Annotated in this window: 18 protein-coding genes and 2 tRNA genes; 12 read left to right on the top strand and 8 right to left on the bottom strand. The window is 68.8% G+C overall.

Features of this window, described 5'->3' with window-relative positions:
- The coding region (locus tag BLW78_RS31175; protein WP_210186906.1) for a hypothetical protein at positions 1 to 382 on the top strand (382 nt) is incomplete at its 5' end.
- Positions 383 to 979: 597 nt separating this feature from the next.
- The gene (locus BLW78_RS31170; protein WP_139215734.1) at positions 980 to 1,501 is read left to right on the top strand and encodes a hypothetical protein; all 522 of its coding nucleotides are present in this window, start codon (positions 980 to 982) and stop codon (positions 1,499 to 1,501) included.
- 218 nt (positions 1,502 to 1,719) lie between these two features.
- On the opposite strand, the gene BLW78_RS29555 is transcribed toward BLW78_RS31170, so the two are convergent.
- The 5 genes from BLW78_RS29555 to BLW78_RS29535 form a co-directional block, all read right to left on the bottom strand.
- Entirely contained in the window at positions 1,720 to 2,682 is a 963-nt protein-coding gene (locus BLW78_RS29555; RefSeq protein WP_091683789.1) for a TIGR03885 family FMN-dependent LLM class oxidoreductase, read from the bottom strand.
- Between the two features lie 32 nt (positions 2,683 to 2,714).
- Positions 2,715 to 4,538, bottom strand: coding sequence for a glycoside hydrolase family 15 protein (locus BLW78_RS29550; protein ID WP_091683787.1), 1,824 nt, complete (start codon positions 4,536 to 4,538; stop codon positions 2,715 to 2,717).
- A gap of 66 nt (positions 4,539 to 4,604) precedes the next feature.
- Complete coding sequence (locus BLW78_RS29545; RefSeq protein ID WP_091683785.1) at positions 4,605 to 5,495, bottom strand: SMP-30/gluconolactonase/LRE family protein; 891 nt, start codon at positions 5,493 to 5,495, stop codon at positions 4,605 to 4,607.
- Between the two features lie 548 nt (positions 5,496 to 6,043).
- A complete protein-coding gene (locus BLW78_RS29540; RefSeq protein ID WP_091683783.1) occupies positions 6,044 to 7,819 on the bottom strand; it encodes a site-specific integrase in 1,776 nt (591 codons plus the stop codon).
- A gap of 95 nt (positions 7,820 to 7,914) precedes the next feature.
- Positions 7,915 to 8,001 (bottom strand) — tRNA-Ser (locus BLW78_RS29535).
- A gap of 178 nt (positions 8,002 to 8,179) precedes the next feature.
- Between BLW78_RS29535 and BLW78_RS29530 the strand changes: the two genes are divergently transcribed.
- From BLW78_RS29530 to BLW78_RS29485, 10 genes are all read left to right on the top strand, one after another.
- A tRNA-Gln gene (locus BLW78_RS29530) sits at positions 8,180 to 8,253 on the top strand.
- A 201-nt stretch (positions 8,254 to 8,454) separates the two neighbouring features.
- Positions 8,455 to 8,766, top strand: coding sequence for a hypothetical protein (locus tag BLW78_RS29525; protein WP_244527105.1), 312 nt, complete (start codon positions 8,455 to 8,457; stop codon positions 8,764 to 8,766).
- Between the two features lie 39 nt (positions 8,767 to 8,805).
- The gene (locus BLW78_RS29520) at positions 8,806 to 10,182 is read left to right on the top strand and encodes a PepSY-associated TM helix domain-containing protein (RefSeq protein WP_091683779.1); all 1,377 of its coding nucleotides are present in this window, start codon (positions 8,806 to 8,808) and stop codon (positions 10,180 to 10,182) included.
- 25 nt (positions 10,183 to 10,207) lie between these two features.
- Positions 10,208 to 10,600: a DUF2946 family protein gene (locus tag BLW78_RS29515; protein WP_244527104.1), complete on the top strand. Its 393-nt coding sequence runs from the start codon at positions 10,208 to 10,210 to the stop codon at positions 10,598 to 10,600.
- Between the two features lie 56 nt (positions 10,601 to 10,656).
- Complete coding sequence (locus BLW78_RS29510) at positions 10,657 to 12,966, top strand: TonB-dependent receptor family protein (RefSeq protein ID WP_091683777.1); 2,310 nt, start codon at positions 10,657 to 10,659, stop codon at positions 12,964 to 12,966.
- 123 nt (positions 12,967 to 13,089) lie between these two features.
- On the top strand, positions 13,090 to 14,067 hold the full coding sequence (locus BLW78_RS29505) for an ABC transporter substrate-binding protein (protein WP_091683775.1): 978 nt from the start codon (positions 13,090 to 13,092) through the stop codon (positions 14,065 to 14,067).
- Positions 14,064 to 16,130: a sensor histidine kinase gene (locus BLW78_RS29500; protein ID WP_091683773.1), complete on the top strand. Its 2,067-nt coding sequence runs from the start codon at positions 14,064 to 14,066 to the stop codon at positions 16,128 to 16,130. The genes BLW78_RS29505 and BLW78_RS29500 overlap by 4 nt, the downstream gene beginning before the upstream one ends.
- The gene (locus tag BLW78_RS29495; RefSeq protein WP_020096377.1) at positions 16,127 to 16,525 is read left to right on the top strand and encodes a response regulator; all 399 of its coding nucleotides are present in this window, start codon (positions 16,127 to 16,129) and stop codon (positions 16,523 to 16,525) included. Before BLW78_RS29500 ends, BLW78_RS29495 begins: the two co-directional genes overlap by 4 nt.
- Entirely contained in the window at positions 16,522 to 17,787 is a 1,266-nt protein-coding gene (locus tag BLW78_RS29490) for an adenylate/guanylate cyclase domain-containing protein (protein WP_091683771.1), read from the top strand. Before BLW78_RS29495 ends, BLW78_RS29490 begins: the two co-directional genes overlap by 4 nt.
- Positions 17,788 to 17,927: 140 nt before the next feature.
- Complete coding sequence (locus BLW78_RS29485) at positions 17,928 to 18,914, top strand: ABC transporter substrate-binding protein (protein WP_091683769.1); 987 nt, start codon at positions 17,928 to 17,930, stop codon at positions 18,912 to 18,914.
- Between the two features lie 63 nt (positions 18,915 to 18,977).
- Here the strand turns inward: BLW78_RS29485 and BLW78_RS29480 are convergent, their stop codons facing one another.
- The 3 genes from BLW78_RS29480 to BLW78_RS29470 form a co-directional block, all read right to left on the bottom strand.
- Positions 18,978 to 19,454, bottom strand: coding sequence for a YidB family protein (locus tag BLW78_RS29480; protein ID WP_091683767.1), 477 nt, complete (start codon positions 19,452 to 19,454; stop codon positions 18,978 to 18,980).
- Between the two features lie 63 nt (positions 19,455 to 19,517).
- Entirely contained in the window at positions 19,518 to 20,933 is a 1,416-nt protein-coding gene (locus BLW78_RS29475; protein WP_091683765.1) for a TAXI family TRAP transporter solute-binding subunit, read from the bottom strand.
- 95 nt (positions 20,934 to 21,028) lie between these two features.
- Positions 21,029 to 21,232, bottom strand: coding sequence for a CsbD family protein (locus tag BLW78_RS29470; protein WP_020096305.1), 204 nt, complete (start codon positions 21,230 to 21,232; stop codon positions 21,029 to 21,031).
- Positions 21,233 to 21,238: the final 6 nt, after the last annotated feature.

The raw sequence follows: 21,238 nt of genomic DNA, 5'->3' as shown, positions 1-21,238 counted from the left end.
GGCGGCGGTGCTCGGCGCGGCCCTTCTCAGCACCTCAACTGCCGCGGAAGCGCGACGCGCCGCGCTTCGGTCAGACGTCGAGGGTTACGCGATGGCTGCCTGTCTGACCCGGCAGGACGTGCCGTACCTGCGCGAGCAGGGCCATCTATGGGGCAATGCGATCTTGCAGCGCGGGCACGGATCAGTGGAGGATTGGACCACACTCGCCGACGCCGTCGGCGCAGCAGCCGCGCGGCAGACTATGTCCATGGCTCGAGGCGACGGAGCAGTTCATGACGCGCTGAAACCGATGCCGCTGCTGTTCTGTCACGAACTCGTCCGCAGCCCAGCGGTCCGCGCCGCCAAGGTTCGGGCGATGCGGCACTTGGCACCCGATTACTGATAGACCGACCGTCCCGACCGACGATCCCACAGGCGAGCGGGTGGCAAAAGCGATCAGTGAAGGCGTGGATCTTGGTTGTGCGCCCACCCCGTGAGCAGCCGATATCTCGGCTTTGCTCCCCTTTTTGCCCGTCAGGCGCAGCATTGGGCCTTTGGCGGCGGAGTCGCATAGCACCTGGGAAGTGGTCCGCCAGCTTGGGTGAACGTCCCGAACGACCTGACCTTGCCCCCTTAGCTGCCCAAGGCACGAAGCCGGTTGTAGATGGTCGCGTTCGGCCCGGTGAGGGCCTGCGGTTCGTCCGTCTGAACGTTCGCTTACGGCGGAAGCGTGGAAGCTTACGGCCCGGATCTGAGGCGAAGGTGTCTGCTTTCGGGGCGTGCTTATGGGTGTCCGTACGGCTGCCGTGGGTCGGTAGCCGTAGGACCGATTGGGGTGGTTTCCCGCTGGTCCGCTTTCGGGCATTAAGGCTTCGAAGCAAACATCCTCGCCGCGCATAGTGACCTCAATAGTAATACACGTTAAGTGACCACAGCGCGCCTTCTTCTGTTCTCAAGATTGAAGCGCCTATAGACGCAAGGTCGTGCAGTGAGGTCGATAGTGAAGTTTTGGTTGGCCGCGCTTTTATATCTCACTCTTACCGTGTTGCTTTTCGGCGATCCATTGCAGCCGATCGGTCTTGCGACCAGATGGGCTGACCGGCTCGGCATTCCTTTCTGGCGAGTGATCGCCGTTATCTCCGTTGTGGCCTCCACCTTGATCGTCATGAAGGTCACCAGAAACATGATCCCTGCCGTCTTGCGGCCGACAGCATTCGTTGTCCTTGGCGTTCTTATGCCGACTATAATTGTTGGGTTACTTGCCGATACAATTAGGCATCAGGCCGTCATTGCCTTTGGCGCAGACGAAGTTGAAGAACATTCCTTCTTCATGTCTATCCGAAAAGCGCCAGAAGATATTCAATTTTTTCTGCACACGGCAGCGCTTAAAAGCTGCAAGCCTTATGCTTGGAGCTATCGAGAGCTCGAATTCTATGCATTGCCGATGAGAGCGGCTGTGAATGTTTTGTCGAGAGCATGGAGAGAACGATGCAGAATTCGGATCGAGAACCTTTATAATTAGGTCTGGTATCTACCTTGTGCCGGCTTTGCCGAGAGACCGAGGAATGACCGCTATGGAGGAGCGCCGCCGAGCGGCCTAATGGCTGATACGGGTCGGAAGCCGTAGGACCGCTGTGGGTGGAAAGCAGTCTCACCGCTTTGAGCGCCACGCAGCAATGAAGCAGGCAATCAATTCTGGTCGGCACCACCTGAGCGTGCTTCAGCAGAACGGCCTCTCAATCATTGAGGAAAGTTCGTTATCACCTTCCGTCCGAAGGCCTCGATGAACGCGATCTGATCGCCAGCCACCTGATGCACGATGATCTCGGCGGGCCCGAGAGCGGCGAGGTCGTTGAGCCAAGCAGCATGGCGGCCGAGATCGTTCGAGATCCGGACATAGCCCGGTACGTCCTCGGGCCGCACGAAGCGCGAGGCGGTGTCGAAGTCCTCCGGCAGACGCAGGTCCCAGTTCACGTCGCCCTCCAGCATGTTGCTCGCCCACTGGTCGTGGGCCAGGGCGAGGGCCCGCGCGGGATCGGTATCCCAGCACACCTTCGTCTGGAGGAAGATCGGCTTGCCCTCGCCCCCACCCTCGCGGAACGCGTCGAAGACCTTGCGCAGCTTGGCCGGATCGATGCCCACGGTGACGAGGCCGTCGGCCCAGGCGGCCACCGTGCGGGCCGTCTCCGGCGTCACCGCCCCGGCAATCAGCATCGGTGCGCGTTCGGGCCGGGAATAGAGCTTGGCGTCGACCACCGTCACCCGCCCCCGATGGGTCACCGTCTCCCCGGCGAAGAGGCTGCGGATCACCGTGGCGCATTCGGCGAGCCGTGCCGTGCGTTCGGCCTTCTCTGGCCAGGGCAGGCCGGTGACGTCCTCGTTGAGGCGCTGGCCCGATCCGAGGGCGAGCCAAAGCCGTTCGGGGAACATCTCGGACAGGGTGGCCGCGGACTGCGCTAGTACCGCCGGGTGATGGCGGTACCCGGGGGCCGTGATGATCCCAAATGGAAGACGGGTCGACGCCAGCGCCGCGCCGAGCCACGACCAGGCATGGCCCGAATGACCCTGCTTCAGACTCCAGGGGCGGAAATGCTCGGAGGACATGGCGCAGGCGAAACCCGCCGCCTCCGCCGCCCGGACGTAGCCCAGCAGCGCGGAGGGCGCGTGCTGCTCGTGCGAGACGTGATAGCCGATCCGTGTCACGGTGCTTGCCCCCTTGTTCCCTTGAATCTCGTTTACGCTGCGATCGTCGGCGCGCGCCGAGTGTCGGTCTCCCGCAGGGTCCGGTCGGCGTAGGTGCCCTGCACGGCGGCACGTCCCCCGTGCTCGTAGAGATCGAGCATCAGCGCGGAATGGACGAGCCCAAGATGGCTGAACGCCTGCGGGAAGTTGCCGAGAAATGCACCATCCTCCGCAGTCTGCTCCGCGATCAGTCCGACATCGTTCTGAAGCACCCGCAGGGCGGCGAAGCGGGTCCGGGCCTCGACCTCCCGGCCGAGCCACAGGAGAGCATCCACCAGCCAGAAGGCACAGAGTACGAAGGTGCCTTCCTTGCCGGGAAGACCGTCGTCGTTCTTGTAGCGATAGACGAGCTGGCCATGGCCCAGTCGCTCGATGACGACATCGACCGTGCGGGCGAAGACCGCCTCGTCGACGGGGAAGCCGACCATCGGGGCGATGAGCAGGGCTGCGTCGACATCCTCACCCCCGGCATATTGCGGGTAATAGCCGTCCGCGTGCACCGCCTCGCCGTTCACGAAGGCGACGATGCGGTCCCGCTCGGTGCACCACGTCTCCCGTGGGCCGAACAGGCGGATCGCCCGATCGAGGGCTACCCAGTTCATGATCGCCGCGTGCAGGTAGCGCTGCTCCGGCTTTCTCGGCTCCCACAGCCCTGCATCGGGTTCGTGCCAGTGGGCGGCGGAGATATCCGCCAGCCGCGCCCCGTGCCCGCGCAGGCTCTCGGATAGGGTGCCGCCGAGGCGCTCGTAGAGATAGAACAGATCGAGCACCTGGCCGTAGGCGTCGGCCTGATGCTGGTCGGCTGCGCCGTTGCCGTGGTGGACGGGCCCCGATCCGCGCCAGCCTTCGAAGTGCTCGACTACGGTCTCCTCGAGGTCAGCCTCCCCGGAGATGTTGTAGAGCGGCTTGAGCTGTCCCTCCTCCCGATCGCACAACGCGCAGACGAACTCGAAGAACCCCTCGGCCTCGCGGGACATGCCGAACTTCTTGAGCACGTAGAAGGACAGGCAGGCGTCGCGGATCCAGCAAAAGCGGTAGTCCCAATTGCGGATCCCACCGACCTCCTCGGGCAGGGACGTCGTGGCTGCCGCCACGATCGCTCCGGTGGGCTCGTAGGTCAGGGTCTTGAGCACCAGGGCCGAGCGCATCAACTCGTCGGCCAGGGGCCCGACATAGGCGGAATCCTTCGTCCATAGGCTCCAGGTCCGGCGCACCTGCTCCATCAGCCCGTAGGCGTCCGGCACCGTCGCGGGCGGCTCGCCGAGATACAGGGCAAAGGAGCGGCTCTCGCTTCCCGACAGGGTGAATCGCGCGACCCCGACCTCGCCCTCTATCTCGAACCGGGCGTCGGTCGAGAGGCCAGGGCATCCCTTGGCGGTGATACAGCCTTCGCGCACCGTCAGCGGTGCGAAGGTCTCGGCAAAGCCGGCCAGGGGGCGGTAGGCCGCGACCATGGGCACCGATCCCGACAGGCCCGTCACCAGGCGCATTAGACGAGGACGATCTTCGCCACCCTCCGGACCGACCATGAAGTCGTAGAGCTGGACGAAGCCGTCCGCCGTGGTGAAGGTCGTCTGCAGGATGTTGGTGCGGCTTAGGTATTGCCGCGCCGTCTCGTAGTCACCCTCGGGGCGGACGACGAAGTACCCACCCCGTCGGCGGTCGAGCAGCCGCGAGAAGGTCGGGTCGGCATCGAACCGCTCCAGGCAGGCCCAATCCAGGGAGCCGTCCCGGGCCACCAGGGCACAGCCTTCGCAATTGCCCAGCAGCGCGTAGGCTTCGATCGGTTGATAGGCGCGGTCTTCGGGCAAAGGCATGACTGCTCCTCGGCGGCGCCATCGCTGCGCTCGCGCGGTTCCGGACTTTGGAGGATCGTGGGGGGATCAGGCGTCGAGGCGAAACGCCGGTTCGAGCAGCCCCCGGACGCCGATATCGACTAGAAGCGTGCGGCCATGCTCGGGGTCGGCCGCCCGCGCCACCTCATCCATGCCCTCGTAGCCCGTGGTGACCAGCAGGCGATCGAGGGCGCGTCCGGCAAAGGTGGGACAGGTCGGCTGCCGCACCGGCACCGGAATCGTGTGGACGCGCTCCCCGGAGGGACTGTAGGCGTCGAGGCAGCTCGCCCCGAAGCGCGCCGTCCAGATCAGGCCGTCCGCATCGACCGCCGCTCCGTCGATGCCGCCGTCGCCGACGCTGTGGTCGTAGTGCGTTTCGGGCTCACCCCGCGGCAGGCCGGTGCCGGGATCGAGGGCGACGCGCCGGAGAATGCCCTCGGCGGTGTCGACGAAGTATCCCGTCGCCCCATCGGGTGAGAACGCCATTCCGTTGGGCGTGGTGAGCCCGCCATAGAGCCGCGTGATGCGCGCTCCGGCCACGTGATAGATGGATCCGCGCCCCGGCTCGGCGTCCCGCCCCATGGTCCCGATCCAGAGGGCGCCGCTTGGATGCACACGACCATCATTGGATCGGTTGCCAGGCTTGCCGGCTTCGAGGGGGCAGAGCAGGCTCAGATGCCCCGTCGCGATTGTCCGAACGTACAGCCCGTCATCGGCGGACAGGAGGTGGCGGTCCGCGTCGATGGCCGCAACATCACTCGCCATGACCGGCAGCGCATGGATCTTCGCCGACGTCGTTCCCGGAGCCAGGGACCGTTCGAATAGCCGGGATTCGAGGATATCGACCCACCACACGGTATCTGTCGCGGGATCGTAGCTCGGCCCTTCGCCGAGGTGGCACCGAGTACCGTCGAGAATGACCACGGATCGATCAGTCATTGATAAGCTCGCCATACACGGTCGAGCGATGACGCGTGTAAATTCGGCTAGTTCCCAATCCTCGACAACTTGTCGCAGCTAGCCTTGATCATAGGACACGTGTCAGGATTGTTTATAATCCCCACTTCATTGAATGAGTTTGTTTGCTGTGCTGATATGCGGACCGTTTCTGGGCGACACCACGCGTTTGCGGCTTTCCCACTGCCATCGCTCGCCCGACTCACCAAAGCTCCTCACCGGGACGCGAGGAACCCTACCTATTGTGCGACGGGATACGCGCGATGCTGGTCCTGGCCGGGGCACACAGCATCTCCGCTCGGTCCATGGACAATGGGCGCATCACTGCCGGAGTAATGGCGAACTCTACGTCCGCTTTCGGGAGCCGCACGGCGGCGCGTGAACGACTGCGTCGGGTCGCAAGCTGCCGTCAGATAGCCCTGCCCTCAGTTCGGCAGCCGCGCGCGATCGCGCCGCTGCTCGACCGCGCTCAGTGCAACCGGTTGCACCGCGTCAACAGCATAGCGCCCAGGTTGAGCGGGGCTTCGGCGTCAGCAACGGGTGAGGTGCGATAGGTCGAGTCCATCGTACCGGATGCGGAGCATGTGCTCATGCAGAACGGGGGCAGTGATACGCCCGCTCCCATAGTGCTCTTCCATTCCGCCGCGGACCCACCCGCCCAGCGCAGTCACCACGTCCGGAGGTACGCTCGCCTCGCGCATCGCGTCTCTGAAGGTGTGCCTGAACGAATGGAAGGCGTTGCGGTCGCGTTTGACCCCGGCATCCGCGAGGAAGCGCGAGAACCACTTCGAGAAGGGGCTGAAGTACCGATCGGCGCCCCGTACTACATCCGGAAACAGCCGCTCAGCACCAGCGTTGCGCATCTGTTCGACATGCTGAACGAAGCCGATCCGCTCAAGCATGGGATGCACTGGCACATACCGCTCGCCGGCCTCGGTCTTCACCCGCTTGCGGTCAGCGTCGTCGACATCGTCGCCATCCGCCTCGATGAAGATGCACGTCACACCCTGAAACAGCCGCACGTCCTCAGTACGGAGCTGCGCAATCTCGCCCTGTCGCATGCCACTGAAGAGCCCCACCAGGGGGATCCAGAACCTGCCTCGCCGTGGACGGTTCGGCCCGGGCTTCGCGTAGCCGCTCTCGTCATCCTGGCAGCCGACATACAGGGGTGCCTGGAAGATCGCGGTAAGCTCGGCAACCGTGAACGGATCGCGTCGGTGCCGCTTCTTCACGCCCTTGATCGCGAGCCGCTTGGCTGGGCTCTGAGCGATCCACCCCTCACCTTCAGCGTAGTTGAACAGCGTCGCCAGCGCGTCAAGATAGTGGTTGACCGTCGCTGGACGCAGACGATCTGTTTCTGCGGTCGCCATTTCGGCGATTTCCACCAGGGATTTGCCGGGGAAGCGCTTCGTTGCATTAGGCGGGAGCGCCTGAACTACCGCCCTGAACGCCTTGCACTCTTCCCGATCGATCTCGCGAACTAGTCGATCAGGCCCGAACATCTCGCCCGCTAGACGGAAGACCGATGAGTACGTCTGCTGAAGCTTGGTGATCTGCCCTGCCCGCTCGGGCTCCGCTCGGAACGCCGCTATCACCTGGGACAGGGTCTTGCCACTCGGCTCAGGACGCAGCCGGAACATCGGATCGAACGCCACATCTTGGTAGTCGCCTGACAGCCGCGCCCTGCCCCGACGGATGTCCTCAAGCCGCCCCCTGCGCAGCAGAGCCAAGAGCTGGCGGAACTGCGCTGAGGCCGCGTCCTCCCGCGACACCACGAACAACATCGGTGATCCGGCAGCGCGGATCGGGTTGAGCTGGCGCCGAAGTAGACGAACATCGTTGGCCCGAAGAAGCCGGATGGCGGTCTGATAGGACGCATCAAGACCTAGGTCGTTCGGGTCGTGCAGCTCGCCCTCTTCCTGATCCAGGCTGATCAGTGCCTCGTCACGATCGACGGGCACCTCCATCCCATGTCGCCGCTCTGCATCGAGAGCGATGGTCTCGAACCATGCCACCGCCATCTGCTGGACGGCGGCCTCGCTAAGCGAGGTGAGTGCGACGCTTCCGACCGTGTCCTCGCTGCCGGTTGCAGCTTGCTCCCGGACCGCTCGGCATTGCCGGTCGAACGCGTCAGCTTCATCCCGCACTCGGCGCTTGGCCTCTGCGAGATCAGCAGTCCCGAGGCTCCTGGTCACCTCCCGCTTGCCGAAATGGGCAACGAGGTCCAGCGGTACCCTGGCCCGGAACTGCCAGTTCGCCGTGCCCTTGCGCCGCGCAAGGTAGGTGTGCCGACCCACGTCCTTCATGCTCCGTGCATACACTCATGTGTAGCAGTCGCCCAGACATAAGCCGTTGATTGTAGTGCACTTCGTGGCAGATCAGCCACTTAGCGCGATGCCGGCGGAAGGGGTGGGATTCGAACCCACGGTGGAGTTGCCCCCACGGCGGTTTTCAAGACCGCTGCCTTAAACCACTCGGCCACCCTTCCTGGCAGCATCCGCGACCTCACGGTTACGGCCGCGGCCGAGGTGGCGTCAACCGCAGAACAACCGGTTGACCTCCCGAACCATTCCGCCTATCTCACCGCCCACGCCCGGACCCGCTCGATGCGCTGCGGGCTCTGCCCCGCCATCTTCGAAACCGGATGCGCAGGGCTCACGGCTGATTGGGGGATAGTTTAACGGTAGAACGGTGGACTCTGACTCCTCTAGTCCTGGTTCGAATCCAGGTCCCCCAGCCACCGCGCCGGCCCGCCCGATCTCAGATCCGGCGGGTTTTTTCTTTCCCGGAACCGGGCGCATCCTCCTCTGATCCTCAGCGAGGCGCGAGTCTGGCACGGACCGAACAGCGGTCGGCCGTTGACGCGCCGCGGCGCGGCCGCCTAGATCGGTCCATGCGCCGGTGCCAGCCTCTCACGGTTCGAGGGCGCGCGATCATCGGCTTGGTCGCGCTCTACGCGCTGCTGCTTCAAGCTTTCCTCGGCTTCGCCATCCCGGCACAGGCCCGGGTCGATCCGGACGCGGTGATCTGTGCCGGTCACGCCTCGGGTGACCCCGCCGGCCCGGTGGCGCACGCGCATCCGTGCTGCACGCTCGTGCAGGCCGGCGCGCTGGTCCTGCCGATTATCAACCCGACCGCGACCGACTGGCCCGTCGCCGCCGAGACGCGCCGCGCGTGGCGCCCCGAATCCGAGATCCCGACGACCGGCCCGCCGGCCTCGACGGGCACCGCGCGAGGTCCACCCAAGGCCTGACGATCCCGCTCCCGATCGTTCAGGCCCGGACCTCCCATCATGTCGATTGTTCTCCACGGCGACGCCCCCGCGTACGGGGCGGCGGCAACGCGGCGACTGTCCCGCGACGCCGTCTATCGGGCCGTCTGGCGGTGGCACTTCTACGCCGGCCTGCTCTGCCTGCCCTTCCTGATCAGCCTCTCGGCCACCGGCGCGCTCTACCTGTTCAAGGACGAGATCAACGGCAGCCTGTTCGCGTACCGGACCCGGGTCGCGCCGCAGGCGACGGCACCGATCGGCCCGGACCGGCTGATCTTCAACGCGCTGCAGGCCGTGCCCGACGGCGCGCCCGTCACCTACATCGACCCGGCCGCGCCGGACGCCGCGGCGCGGGTGACGCTCGCTTCCGGCGACCGCCGGATCCACGTCTACCTGAACCCCTATACCGGCGACGTGCTCGACCGCGTCGACCGTGACCGCGAACTCATGGCGATGGTCCGCGGACTGCACAGCCTCGCCCTGGTCGGGCCCCTCGCGAACGCCGTCATCGAGATCGTCGCCGGTTTCGCGATCGTCCTGGTGTTGACCGGCGCGTATCTCTGGTGGCCCCGCGGCCGCGCGGGCGGCGTCGTCACGGTGCGCGGCGACCCGCGCCGGCGCGTGTGGTGGCGCGACCTTCACGCCGTCACCGGGTTCGTGGCCGGCGGCGGGCTGCTCTTCCTGGCGCTCACGGGCCTGCCCTGGTCGATCTGGTGGGGGCAGGAACTGCGCGCGTGGTCGAACGCCGCCGGCCTCGGGCAACCGGCCGCGCTCTGGGCGAATCGGCCGGTCTCGACGGTGCCGCTGCGCGACCGGCTGGAGGATGCCGGGTGGACCCTGCAGGACGCGCCGGTGCCGCGCTCCGTACCGGCCGCGGCCGCGAGCGTCGGGATCGACGACGCCGTGGCGATCCTTCGTCATCTGGGGATACCCCCCGGCTTCGAGCTGGCGCTGCCCGTCGGCGCGGACGGCGTCTACGCCGCCGCGATCTACCCGCGCGACGTCACGCGGCAGCGGGTCATCACCCTCGACCAGTATTCCGGCCGCCCGCTGGTGGACGTCCGCTTCACCGATCTCGGACCGGTCGGCCGGGCGATCCAGTACGGGATCGGCATCCACAAGGGCGAGCACTGGGGCCGCGCGAACCAGCTGGCGATGCTGGGCTTCTGCCTCGCCACATTCCTGCTCGCCGTCACCGCCGGGACGATGTGGTGGAAGCGGCGCCCGGCCGGTGGCCTCGGCGTGCCGCCCTGGCCCGCGGATCGGCGGGTGGCCGCGACCGTGACCGCGATCATCCTCGGCCTCGGAGCGCTCTTCCCGCTGACCGGGCTCGCCATCGCCGCCATGGTCGGTCTCGACCTCGCCGCGGGCCGGCTCCGAAGACGGTGGGCGCGCTGAGCCGGTGCGGGCGGGCGCCGTGCCCGTGCATACGTCTCCGCGCCTGAGACGCGGGCGCCCGGGCCTCCCGGGCGCGGTGCTGATCGCGCTCGCGCTCTGGATCCAGGCGCTCGCGCCGGCCGTCGCGCTCCGGATGGCGCAGGCGGATCGGGGCGCGCTGCCCGGCCAGATCCTGTGCGGGCACGCGCCGGATCAGGCCGGTGACGCAGCGGTCGGCCCGGGCGCGCCGGCACCGGGGTCCTGCGCACTCTGCGGGCTGTGTCGCGCCGGTGCCGTCCCGCCGCTGCTCCCGCACGCGCCCGGCCTCGCGCGCCGCGTGCGCTGGACGGCGGTGGCGTGGCCGATCCCGCCCCCCGTCCGGACCGCGTCGGTCCCCGCCGTCATCGGCCAGCCCCGCGGGCCGCCCCGCTCCGCCTGATCGCCCGTCCTCCGGGCGGCGCCGCCGCTCGCCCCATCGATCAGACGAGACCTCCGATGACCTCCGACTCCCCCGTCCTGCGCGGCGGCGCCCTCGCGCTCCTGCTCGCCGGAAGCCCCCTCCCCGCCCTCGGCCAGGCCGCCGTCACCCTCGAGGAACTCTCCGTGGAGGGCGAGGCCGCGCCCGTTGCGGGCCGGCCCGCCGCGCCGGCCTTCGGCGTGGCGGCGCCGCCGGGCTCGGCGCCCGCGGTGATCGAGCACCCGGTCGGCGAGATCGTCACCGGCATCGGCCGCGATGACACGATCGCGAACCGGCCGGCGACCAGCATCGGCTCGGTCCTGGTGAACAGCCCCGGCGTGACCGTGCGGCAAGGGAACGGCGGCCGCGATGTGGTCATCTCGATCCGCGGCAACAACGCCCGCTCCACCGGCGTGATCAAGAACACCGTCGTCCTGGAGGACGGCTTCATCCTCACCCAGCCGGACGGGGCGTCGCGCTTCGACCTCACGGACCCCCGCGCCTACGGCCGGATCGACGTGTTCCGCGGGCCGCAATCGCCGCTCTTCGGCAACTACGCCACCGGGGGCGCCATCGCGTTCCGGACACGCACCGGGCGGGAGATCGACGGCTACGAGATCGGGGTGGATGCCGGCAGCTTCGGCTACCTCAGCAACTATTTCACCGTCGGCGGCGTCAGCGGCCCGTTCGAGATCAGTCTGTTCGCCAGCGATGTCCGCGCGAACGGCTACCAGGACCACGCGAGCTACGACACGCAGACCATCAACCTGCTCGCGAGCTACACCCCGACGCCGGACAACCGCTTCACCCTGAAGGTGATCAACAACACCCTCGACGCGAACCTGCCCGCCCGCGCGTCCCTGGCCCAGTACCGGATCAACCCGTACCAGCGCGGCTGCGCCGCGGCCGCGAGCGCGGCCCCGGGCTGCACCACCTTCAACCTGTTCCGGAACGGGGCCTTCGGCGCGACCGTGCCGGTGACCGCCGACGAGGGCGGCTTCGGGCGCAACGACCGCCGGACCATCGTGGCCGCCCGCTGGGAGCACGACATCGACGCGTTCACCACGTGGCGCACGCAGCTCGGCTTCGACCAGCGCAACTTCGACCAGCCTTTCTACACGACCGCGTCGCGGGGCTCCTACCCGTCCTGGAACTTCCTGACCGACCTGACTCGGCGAGGCGACGTGTTCGGCCTGCCGGCGACGGGCTACGTCGCGCTCGCCTACAACACGATCGACAACCACATCACCACCTTCAACCGGGCCCCCTACGTCGGCCCGCGCCTGGGGGCGCTGATCGGCGATCAGTCGGCGGTGCAGTCCAATCTCGGCGGCCGGGCGCGGCTGGAGCTGGGCCTGTCGGACCAGTGGACCGGCATCCTCGGCCTGAGCGCCGAGACCACGGCGATCACCGGGCGCAACGTCGCCTACGCGTACGCGGCGAGCGGCACGACGCGGACGGTGGCGGACGCGAACCGGTCCTTCCTCAACGTCGCCCCCGAACTGGCCCTGGTCTACCGGCCGGACGCGGCCTGGGCGCTGCGCGGCCGGGTCGCCACCGGCTACACCACGCCGGCCGCCAGCAACCTGTTCATCACCCCGGCCGGGCTGCCCGGCAACAACACGCAGCTCCGGACGCAGGAGAACCTCGGCTTCGATCTCGGCGCCGAGTGGAGCCCGGTGACCGATCTCCGCCTGAGCGTGACCGGGTTCTACGAGTTCTTCCGCAACGAGCTGGTCTCGCAATCGCCGGGGGCCGGGCTCCTCGCGTACACGTTCAACGCGCCGGCCTCGGAGCATCGCGGCATCGAGGTCGGCGCCGACTGGGCCTTCGCGCCCGGCTGGCGCGGAACGCTGGCCTACACGTTCGACGACCAGATCTACACCCGCTACGCCGAGCAGCTCAGCGCCGGCAGCCTGAGCCGGTCCTTCGACCGGGCCGGGAACCGGATCCCCGGAGTTCCTGCCCACCAGATCCTCGCCCGCCTCGGCTACGACGTGCCGAGCGGCCCGCTCGCGGGTCTCGGCGCCTTCGTGGAGACGGTCGTCCAGGGCGATTTCTACCTCGACAACGCCAACCTGCTGAAGGCGCCGGGCTACGCGGTGGTCAACGCCAACCTGCACTACGCCACGGAGCTGACGGGCGGCTACGCGAAGCGGCTGAGCCTGTACGTCGAGGTGCGCAACCTGTTCGACACGACCTACGTCGCCTCCGCGCAGAACCTCGCCAACAGCATCAGCGGCACGACCGGACTCCAGAACGGCGCCGCCGTGCTGGCGACCACCACGGGATCGGTCTTTGCGGGAGCTCCGCGAAACATCGTCGGCGGCATGCGGCTGGCATTTTGATAACTGCGCGGCGGCTCGCGCGTGGTGTCGCCGTCGAGCGTGCACTATGCTTCGGCAGTCGATCGCAGGGCGGGGCCTGAGCGCGCGGCGGGGCCGTGGGCGGGGATGTGGCGCGATGGTCCGATGAGGCGGCGAACCGTACTCGCTGGGTTGCCCCTGGCGCTCGCCGGGTGGCCGCGCACCGTGCTGGCGCAGGGTCAGGCCCATGTCGCGGCCCTCTGGCCGTTCGCGGAGGGCGATCCCGAGGGCCGGGTGCTGGCGGAATCGTTCCATGCCGGCCTGCGCGACCACGGTCATCCCGATCAGCGGGTCGACGATCGCTGGACCGGGGCCGACCGCGAGCGCACGCGTCTCCTCGCGACCGAACTCGTGGCCGCACAGCCGCAGGTGATCTTCGCCTACCTCAGCGCGCAGCTCACGGCCGTGGCAGCTCTGACGAAGCAGATCCCGATCGTGTTCGTCGGCGCCTCGAACCCGGTCCGCTTCGGGTACGTGGAGAGTCTCCAGCGCCCGGGCGGCAACATCACCGGCTTCACGCTCTACGAGGCGCCGCTGGGCGGGAAATGGGTGGCGGCCCTCAAGGAGGCTGTTCCGAGCCTCAGGCACGTCACGCTCCTGTCCAATCCGAGCACCGAGATCCGCGGCGAGAACCTCTACGCCGAGCCGTTCCGCGCCACCGCGGCCACGCTCGGGATCGAGCCGGTGGTGGTGAAGATCGACAAGGCGGCCGAGATCGAGCCCGTGATCGCCGCGCTCGCGCGGCAGGGCGACGGGGGCCTGATCGTCGCCCCCGGCACGTTCAGCGAGGCCAACGGCGACCACATCGTAGCGCTCACCACGAGTCTCCGGGTCCCCGCGGTCTTCGCGATCCGGCGTTTCGCCTACCGAGGCGGCCTGATGTCGTACGGACCGGATCCGGTGGAGACGGTCCGCCGGGCTGCCGCCTATGTCGGCCGCATCCTGCGCGGCGAGAACCCCGCGACCCTGCCGGTCCAGGCGCCCACGAAGTTCGACTTCATCGTGAATCTCAAGACGGCCCGCAGCATGGGCGTGACGATCTCGTCGGCGCTCCTCGCCCAGGCGGACGAGATCGTCGAATGACGGCGCCGCGCCCGACAGCCTCCCCGCCGGCCGCGACAGCGCCGCCGCGCTGGTTCCGCCTGCCGCTCGCGGGGAAGTTCGCGGTGGCCTTCGTGGGCCTGGTCAGCCTCGTGCTGCTCATCAACGGCGCCGTCGACCTGACGCTGAACTACCAGGACGCCAAGCGGACCGCGATCGAGACGCAGCGCACCAAGGCGCGCGCCGCCGCCGAGCGCGTCGACGCCTTCCTGTCCTCGATCGAGGGCCAGATCGGCTGGACGACGCGCGCCGAGTGGCGGCGCGTCTCCCCGGAGCAGCAGCGCTACGACTTCATCCGCCTGCTGCGCCAGGCGCCGGCCATCACGGAGGTGGCCTACCTCGATCCGGCCGGCAAGGAGCAGCTGCGCGTCTCCCGACTGGAGCCGGACTCCGTCGCCAGCGGCAAGGATTTCTCGACCTCGCCGCGCTTCACCCAGGCGCTCGCCCAGAAGACGTGGTTCGGCCCGGTCTATTTCCGGCGCGGGTCCGAGCCGTACATGACCGTCTCGGTGGCCCATGCCGGCCGCGACCCGGGCGTGACCGTCGCGGAAGTCAATCTCAAACTGATCTGGGACGTCGTCAGCGCGATCAACGTCGGCGAGCACGGCTACGCCTTCGTGACGACGGCGACCGGTCGCCTGATCGCGCACCCGGATCTGAGCCTCGTCCTGCGCGACACCGACCTCTCCGGCCTGCCCGAGGTCGCGGCGGCTCTGCCCGGCTCCCGCATGGCGGGTCAGGACTACGAGATCACGACCGGCCTCGACGGCGGCTGGGTGCTGGCGGCTCACGCCACCATCCCGCGGGTCGACTGGATCGTCTTCGTGCAGGAATCGCTGCGCGACGCGATGGGGCCGGCGCTCGAATCCGTGATCCAGACCACGTCGCTGATGGGTCTCGGCGTCCTGCTGGCGGCGGTGGCGGGCACCTTCCTCGCGCGGCGCATGGTCGTGCCCATCCGCGAGCTCGAGGACGGGGCGGAGCGGTTCGGCGCGGGTGACCTGTCCGAGCGGATCGTGATCCGCACCGGCGACGAGATCGAGACCCTCGCGCACCGGTTCAACACGATGGCGAGCCGGGTTCAGGATTCCTACGAGACGCTCGAGGCCAAGGTGGAGGAGCGGACCCGCGACCTCAACCAATCGCTCGACGATCTCCAGCGGGCGCAGAGCCGGCTCGTCCAGTCCGAGAAGCTCGCCTCGCTGGGGCAGCTCACCGCCGGCATCGCCCACGAGATCAAGAATCCGCTGAACTTCGTCAACAACTTCGCGTCGCTCTCGAACGAGCTGGTGGACGAGCTGCGGGAGGTGCTCGAACCGACGACCCTCGACCCGGACACGCGCGCGGAAGTCGAGGAACTCGCCGGCCTGCTCAAGGGCAATCTCGAGAAGGTCGTCCAGCACGGCAAGCGCGCGGACTCGATCGTCAAGAACATGCTGCTCCACTCGCGCACCGGGTCCGGCGAGCATCGCCCGGTCGAGGTCAACGCGCTGGTCGAGGAGAGCCTGAATCTTGCCTATCACGGGGCCCGTGCGGCGAAACCCGGCTTCAACGTGACCCTCGTGCGCGATTACGATCCGGCGGCCGGCCTCGCCGACCTGTACCCTCAGGAGATCACGCGGGTCCTGCTGAACCTGATGTCGAACGGATTCTACGCCACCGAGAAGCGGGCCGCCGACGGCGAACCCGGCTATGCACCCACGCTCTCGGTCGCCACCCGGGACCGGGGCGACGGCGTCGAGATCCGGGTGCGCGACAACGGCACCGGCATCCCGGACAGCGTCAAGGCCAAGATGTTCGACCCGTTCTTCACCACCAAGCCGGCCGGTGAGGGAACGGGGCTCGGCCTGTCGCTGAGCCACGACATCCTCGTCAAGCAGCACGGCGGAACGGTTGACGTCGCCACAGAACCGGGTGCCTTCACGGAATTCATCATCACCCTGCCGCGGCAGAGTGTTACGCCGGACGCGCCGCCTCGGCCACCGACCGTGGCGGCGACAGAGCCGGCGACCGAGGCGGCGACCGAGACTGAGAGCCAGCCATGAACGTCCTGATCCTCGTCGTCGATGACGAACCCGACGTGACAGACCTGTTCCGGCAGCAGTTTCGCCGCGAGCTGCGCGCCGGACGCTTCGCGATGGCCTTCGCGCACTCGGCCGCGGAGGCCCTGGAGCGGATCAACGGCTCGAACGAGCCGAGCCTGATCCTGATGCTGTCGGACATCAACATGCCGGGGATGACCGGCCTCGAATTGCTGCCCCTGGTGCGCGCGGCCCGCCCCGACGTGCCGGTGATCATGATCACGGCCTACGGCGACGCCGAGACGCGCGAGAAGGTCCGCGCCGCCGGCGCCGTGGGCCTGATCACCAAGCCGATCGACTTCGCCGTTCTGAAGGCCGAGATCGATCGCCGTCTGTCCGCCTTCGCGGGGACCGAATGACGCCCGGCGCCCCGAGCGCCAAGATCCTCGTCGTCGACGACGAGCCGGATCTTGAGGCGCTGATCACCCAGAAGTTCCGCCGCCAGATCCGGCAGGGCCTCGTCACGTTCCTGTTCGCCCACGACGGGCAGGAGGCGCTGGACCGCCTGGCCGAGAGCCGCGACGTCGATCTGGTCGTCTCCGACATCAACATGCCGCGGATGGACGGGCTGACCCTGCTCGCCAAGCTGCAGGAGCTGGCCGAGCGCCCCTCGATCATCATCGTCTCGGCCTACGGCGACATGGCGAACATCCGCACGGCGATGAACCGGGGCGCCTTCGACTTCCTGACGAAGCCGATCGACTTTGCCGACCTCGAGACGACGATCGAGCGGACGCTGCGCCACGTCGAGGACCTGCGCGAGGGGCGGCGGCGGCAATCGCTCGCCGAGCGGGCCCACGCCTCCCTGGCCCGGTACTTCTCGCCGAACCTCGCCGAGCGGCTCGCGGGGGACGCGTCGGGCCTCGAACTCGGCGGCCACCGCCGCGACGTGGCCTCCCTGTTCACCGACATCGCGGGCTTCACCGGCCTCGTGGAGAGCCTCGACCCGGCGCAGCTCGCCGAGATCCTCAACGGCTACTTCGCCGAGATGACCGACGTGGTCTTCGCCCACGAGGGGACGGTGGCCAAGATCGTCGGCGACGCCCTGCACGTCCTGTTCGGCGCGCCGGGGGACCAGCCGGACCACGCGGCGCGGGCGGTGGCCTGCGCCCTCGCCCTGGACGAGGCGGCCGAGGGCTTCCGCAATCGCTGGCGCGAGCGGGGTATCGAGATCGGCGTGACGCGGATCGGCGTTCATGCCGGCCCGGCGATCGTGGGCAATTTCGGCGGCGGCCGCTACTTCGACTACACGGCCTACGGCGACACCATCAACACAGCCGCCCGTCTGGAGAACGCCAACAAGGCCTTCGGCACGCGGATCTGCGTCAGCGACGCCGTCGTGATCCGCGCCGGACAGTTCCGCGGCCGCCCCCTCGGCGACCTCCTCCTGCGCGGCAAGCAGACGGCCCTGCGCGCCTACGAACCCCTGACGGAAGCGGCCTGCGGCGACGCACTGCTCGCCCAGTACCAGGACGCCTACGCCAAGCTCGATGCCGGGGAGGCCGGCGCGCTGGCCGCCTTCGCGGCCCTGGTCGGTCTGCGCCCCGACGACGGGGTGGCGGCCTTCCACCTGAAGCGGCTGCTGAACGGCGGCAGCGGCAGTCGGGTCGAGGTCCGCTGAGTCGCGCGCCCGCCCGGCTTCCCCGTCGCCCGTCCCGATAGCCCCGCCTTAAGGCAGCGCCTATTACCGTCCGAGGGCGTGCGATCGGAATCCCTCCCGATCGGCGATGCTCGGAACGGGTTCGGACGGGAGACCGGCGGATGAGACGGCGCGACGTCATCGCGGCCCTCGGCGGTGCGGCCGCGTGGCCGGCCCTCGCCGCCGCGCCGGCGAAGGGTCAGCGTCGCCTGGGGATCCTGCTGGTCTACGGCGCGGCGCATCCCGACAGTCCCGTCATCGTCGAGACGCTGAAGGAGAGCTTGAAGCGGGCCGGCTGGATCTGGGGTGAGAACCTCACGGTCGACCTGCAGTACGGCAACGGCGACGCCGAGCGGATGCGCGTCCAGGCGGAGGAGATCGTCGCGCGCGCGCCCGACGCGGTGCTCGCGCAGGGCGTCGTCGGCGCGACCGCGCTCCAGCGGGCGACCACGACGGTTCCGATCGTCTTCATGATGCTTCAGGACCCGGTCGGCGGCGGCTTCGTGACGAACCTGTCGCGGCCCGGCGGGAACCTCACCGGCTTCACCAACTTCGACTTCGTCCTCGTCGGCAAGTGGCTGCAGCTCCTGAAGGAACTCAGCCCCGGCGTGACGCGGGCGCTCGCGCTCATCAACCCCGATTATCGGGCGCGCCTCGCGGGCTACACGGCCGAGATGGCCCGCATCGGCCCGACACTCGGGATCGACGCCCGGATCGCGGGCGTGCACGACGCGGCCGAGATCGAGGCGGCGATCGCCGGCTTCGCCGGACAACCGGAGGGCGGCCTCATCGCCCTGCCGGACGCGGTGACCGGGGTGTACGGCCAGCTGATCGTCGATCTGGCGGCGACCCACCGCCTGCCGGCCGTGTACGCCTACGCGGCGCCGGTCCATCTCGGCGGCCTCGCCGCCTACACGACCAGCGTCGAGCAGGACGTGCAGCGGGCGGCGAGCTACATCGATCGGATCCTGCGCGGCGCGGTGGTCGGCGACCTGCCGGTGCAGGCGAGCGAGCGCTTCATCACCCTGCTCAACCTGACGACGGCCGCCTCCCTGGGATTGACCATCTCGCCCTCGCTGATGGCGAAGGTGGACGAGCTGGTCGAGTAGCGGCCGCCGGAATCGGTGCCGGTCGTCGCGGCGGCACCGCCGCGACGACCGCGATGGAGCGGATCAGCTGAAAGCCGGCAAACGTCCGTCGGGCGAGTAGCGGTCGATGGCCGAGGGCAGGTCGCGCGAGAGGCGCGCCAGCAGCTCGCTCTTGCTCAGGCCGGTGCGCTGCTCCAGGGCCGCCAGCGTGTCCGGTCCGATGGCGCGCTCCAGAGCCGCGGTCGGGATGTCGCGGTTCGGCCCGTGATTGATCCAAGACTGGGCCGTCTCGGCGTGGCCGCCCTTGGTGAAATGGTCGACCAGCTCGGTCAGGCCCCCGGCGATGAGGCCGCCGACGCCGCCCGCGCTGGCGCCGCCGAGGAGCCGATCCAGGTTCGCCGGGATGGTCGAACCCGTCGCGGGCGGGACCTGCGGCGCCGGCGACCGGGACGCGTCCTTGGCGTGGCCGCCGAGCCACTCGGCGATCCGGTCGCGGTTCTGGTAACCGGCCACGGCCAGCAGGCCCAGCAGGGCGGTCATCGAAGGGTATCCCTTGCTCATCGCGTCGTCCTCTTGAGGCGGGCCCTCGGCCCGGGTGGTACGGCGGTCATCCGCCGCAATGGGTCAGGCCCCGTTCGGGCCCGCGTCGCTCGCGACCGTCCGGCCAGCCAACGCGGACCCGTCCTCCGCGCTCCGGCCGGTCGTGATGGCGCGCTTGACGGTCGAGCGGGCGGCGTCGATGGCGATGGCCGCGGCCGACATGGTCCGCGCCTCGGTCGGTCGCTCGAGGGCGTGCTTGGCGATGTCGCCCGCGAGGTCGTCGATCTCCCGGGCGAGGCTCTCGAGACGCGCCGGGTCGGTCGTCTCCTGCGCCTCCTGGCGGATCCTCAGCAGCCGGTCCGTCGCTTCCTCGACGCGCTCCCGGCGCAGGCGCGACAGGCGCTGGCCGATCCAGGCGAGCGCGGAGCCTATACCGCCGCCGAGGAAGGCGAGCAGGTAGATCCAGGTCTCGTAGCGCTCGATAAAACTCTGCTGCTCGCGCTCGTAATAGTCGACGGCGCCGGGATGGATCGGCAGCCGGGCGCTCGTCGCGCCGACGGTCCCGTCATAGGCGGGCGCCTGAAAATAGTCGGCCGCGGGCGTGACGTTGGCCATGGCGCTGCGCAGCTCGAACAGGTGCTGGGTGACGTCGGCCGCCACCGACCGGGCGAGGTTCGCGCGCGCCATCAGGCGGTACGAGGCGCCGACCGTGTGAACCTCCTCGTCGGGCACCTTGGGGCTGCCGCCGAAGGTCTCGGCCGGCATGATGACGACCTGCAGCCGCGGCAGACGGGCAACGATCGCCTCGGCGTTCTCGACATCCACGAAGGAGATCTTGCGATCGCGGCTGGCCGCCTGGACGAGGCCGACGATCCGCTGCGCCGTCGGCGCGGTCGGCGCGATGACCGAGATCACCGCGTCGACCCGCTTCCGGGCGAAGGCCGCGCCCAGGTCGCTCTCGGCCATCTCGACCAGGGCGACGTGGCGCGGCGGCAGCGCGCCTGCCGGCTCGGTGGTCACCAGCGTCAGACCGTAATGCTCCAGCATGGCGCGGATGAGCGCCTCGTCGGCGTCCCTGTGGGCCAGGATCGCCAGGCGCTTGCGGTCGAGATCGGGGAAGCGGGCGATCCCAGCGGATTCCGGCGACGCGATGATCATCGCCTGGTCGCGCAGGATCGCCAGCGTCAAGCCGTTATCCGGAAGCTCCACATCCGGCCGCACGATCGCCAGATCGGCGCGGCCGTCGCCCAGCGCCTCGGCGCTGTCGCGCACGTCGTCGAAGGGCAGGATCTTGAGGCGGATCTCCTTGTGGCGCTTGGCCAGAGCGTCCGCGTAGGCCTGGATCAGGGCCGGCTCGGTTCCATCCTTCGGGGCGACAGCGATCATCAGGACGGTGGCCCGCGACGCCCAGTAGGCCACGCCCGCGCCGACACTCAGCAGGATGGCCAGCATCAGGAAGACGAATTCCTGACGCAGGAAGAGGCTGGCGAAGCGCCGCATCGGCTCTAGCTCTCGCGCATCGAGCGGCCAGGCCCGGCACCGTGCCGGGCAAGGGCCTGAGGGCGGCGCCGAGGGGACGGCGCCGCGGGACGGGCTCAGTGCTTGCCGGTGATCTTGTCGGCGACGGACTTGGCGCCGTCCTTGACGTCGCCGACGGTCTTCTGCGCCTCGCCCTTCAGCTCCTGCGCCTTGCCCTCGGCCACCAGCTTGTCGTTGCCCGTCGCCTTGCCGGCCGCCTGCTTGACGTTGCCCACCGCCTCGTTGGCCAGGCCCTTGATCTTGTCGGTCGTGCTGCTCATCGCGTG

The organism is Methylobacterium sp. 275MFSha3.1, from assembly GCF_900108435.1.
Taxonomy (GTDB): domain Bacteria; phylum Pseudomonadota; class Alphaproteobacteria; order Rhizobiales; family Beijerinckiaceae; genus Methylobacterium.
This window is presented reverse-complemented; position numbering and strand designations above follow the sequence as displayed.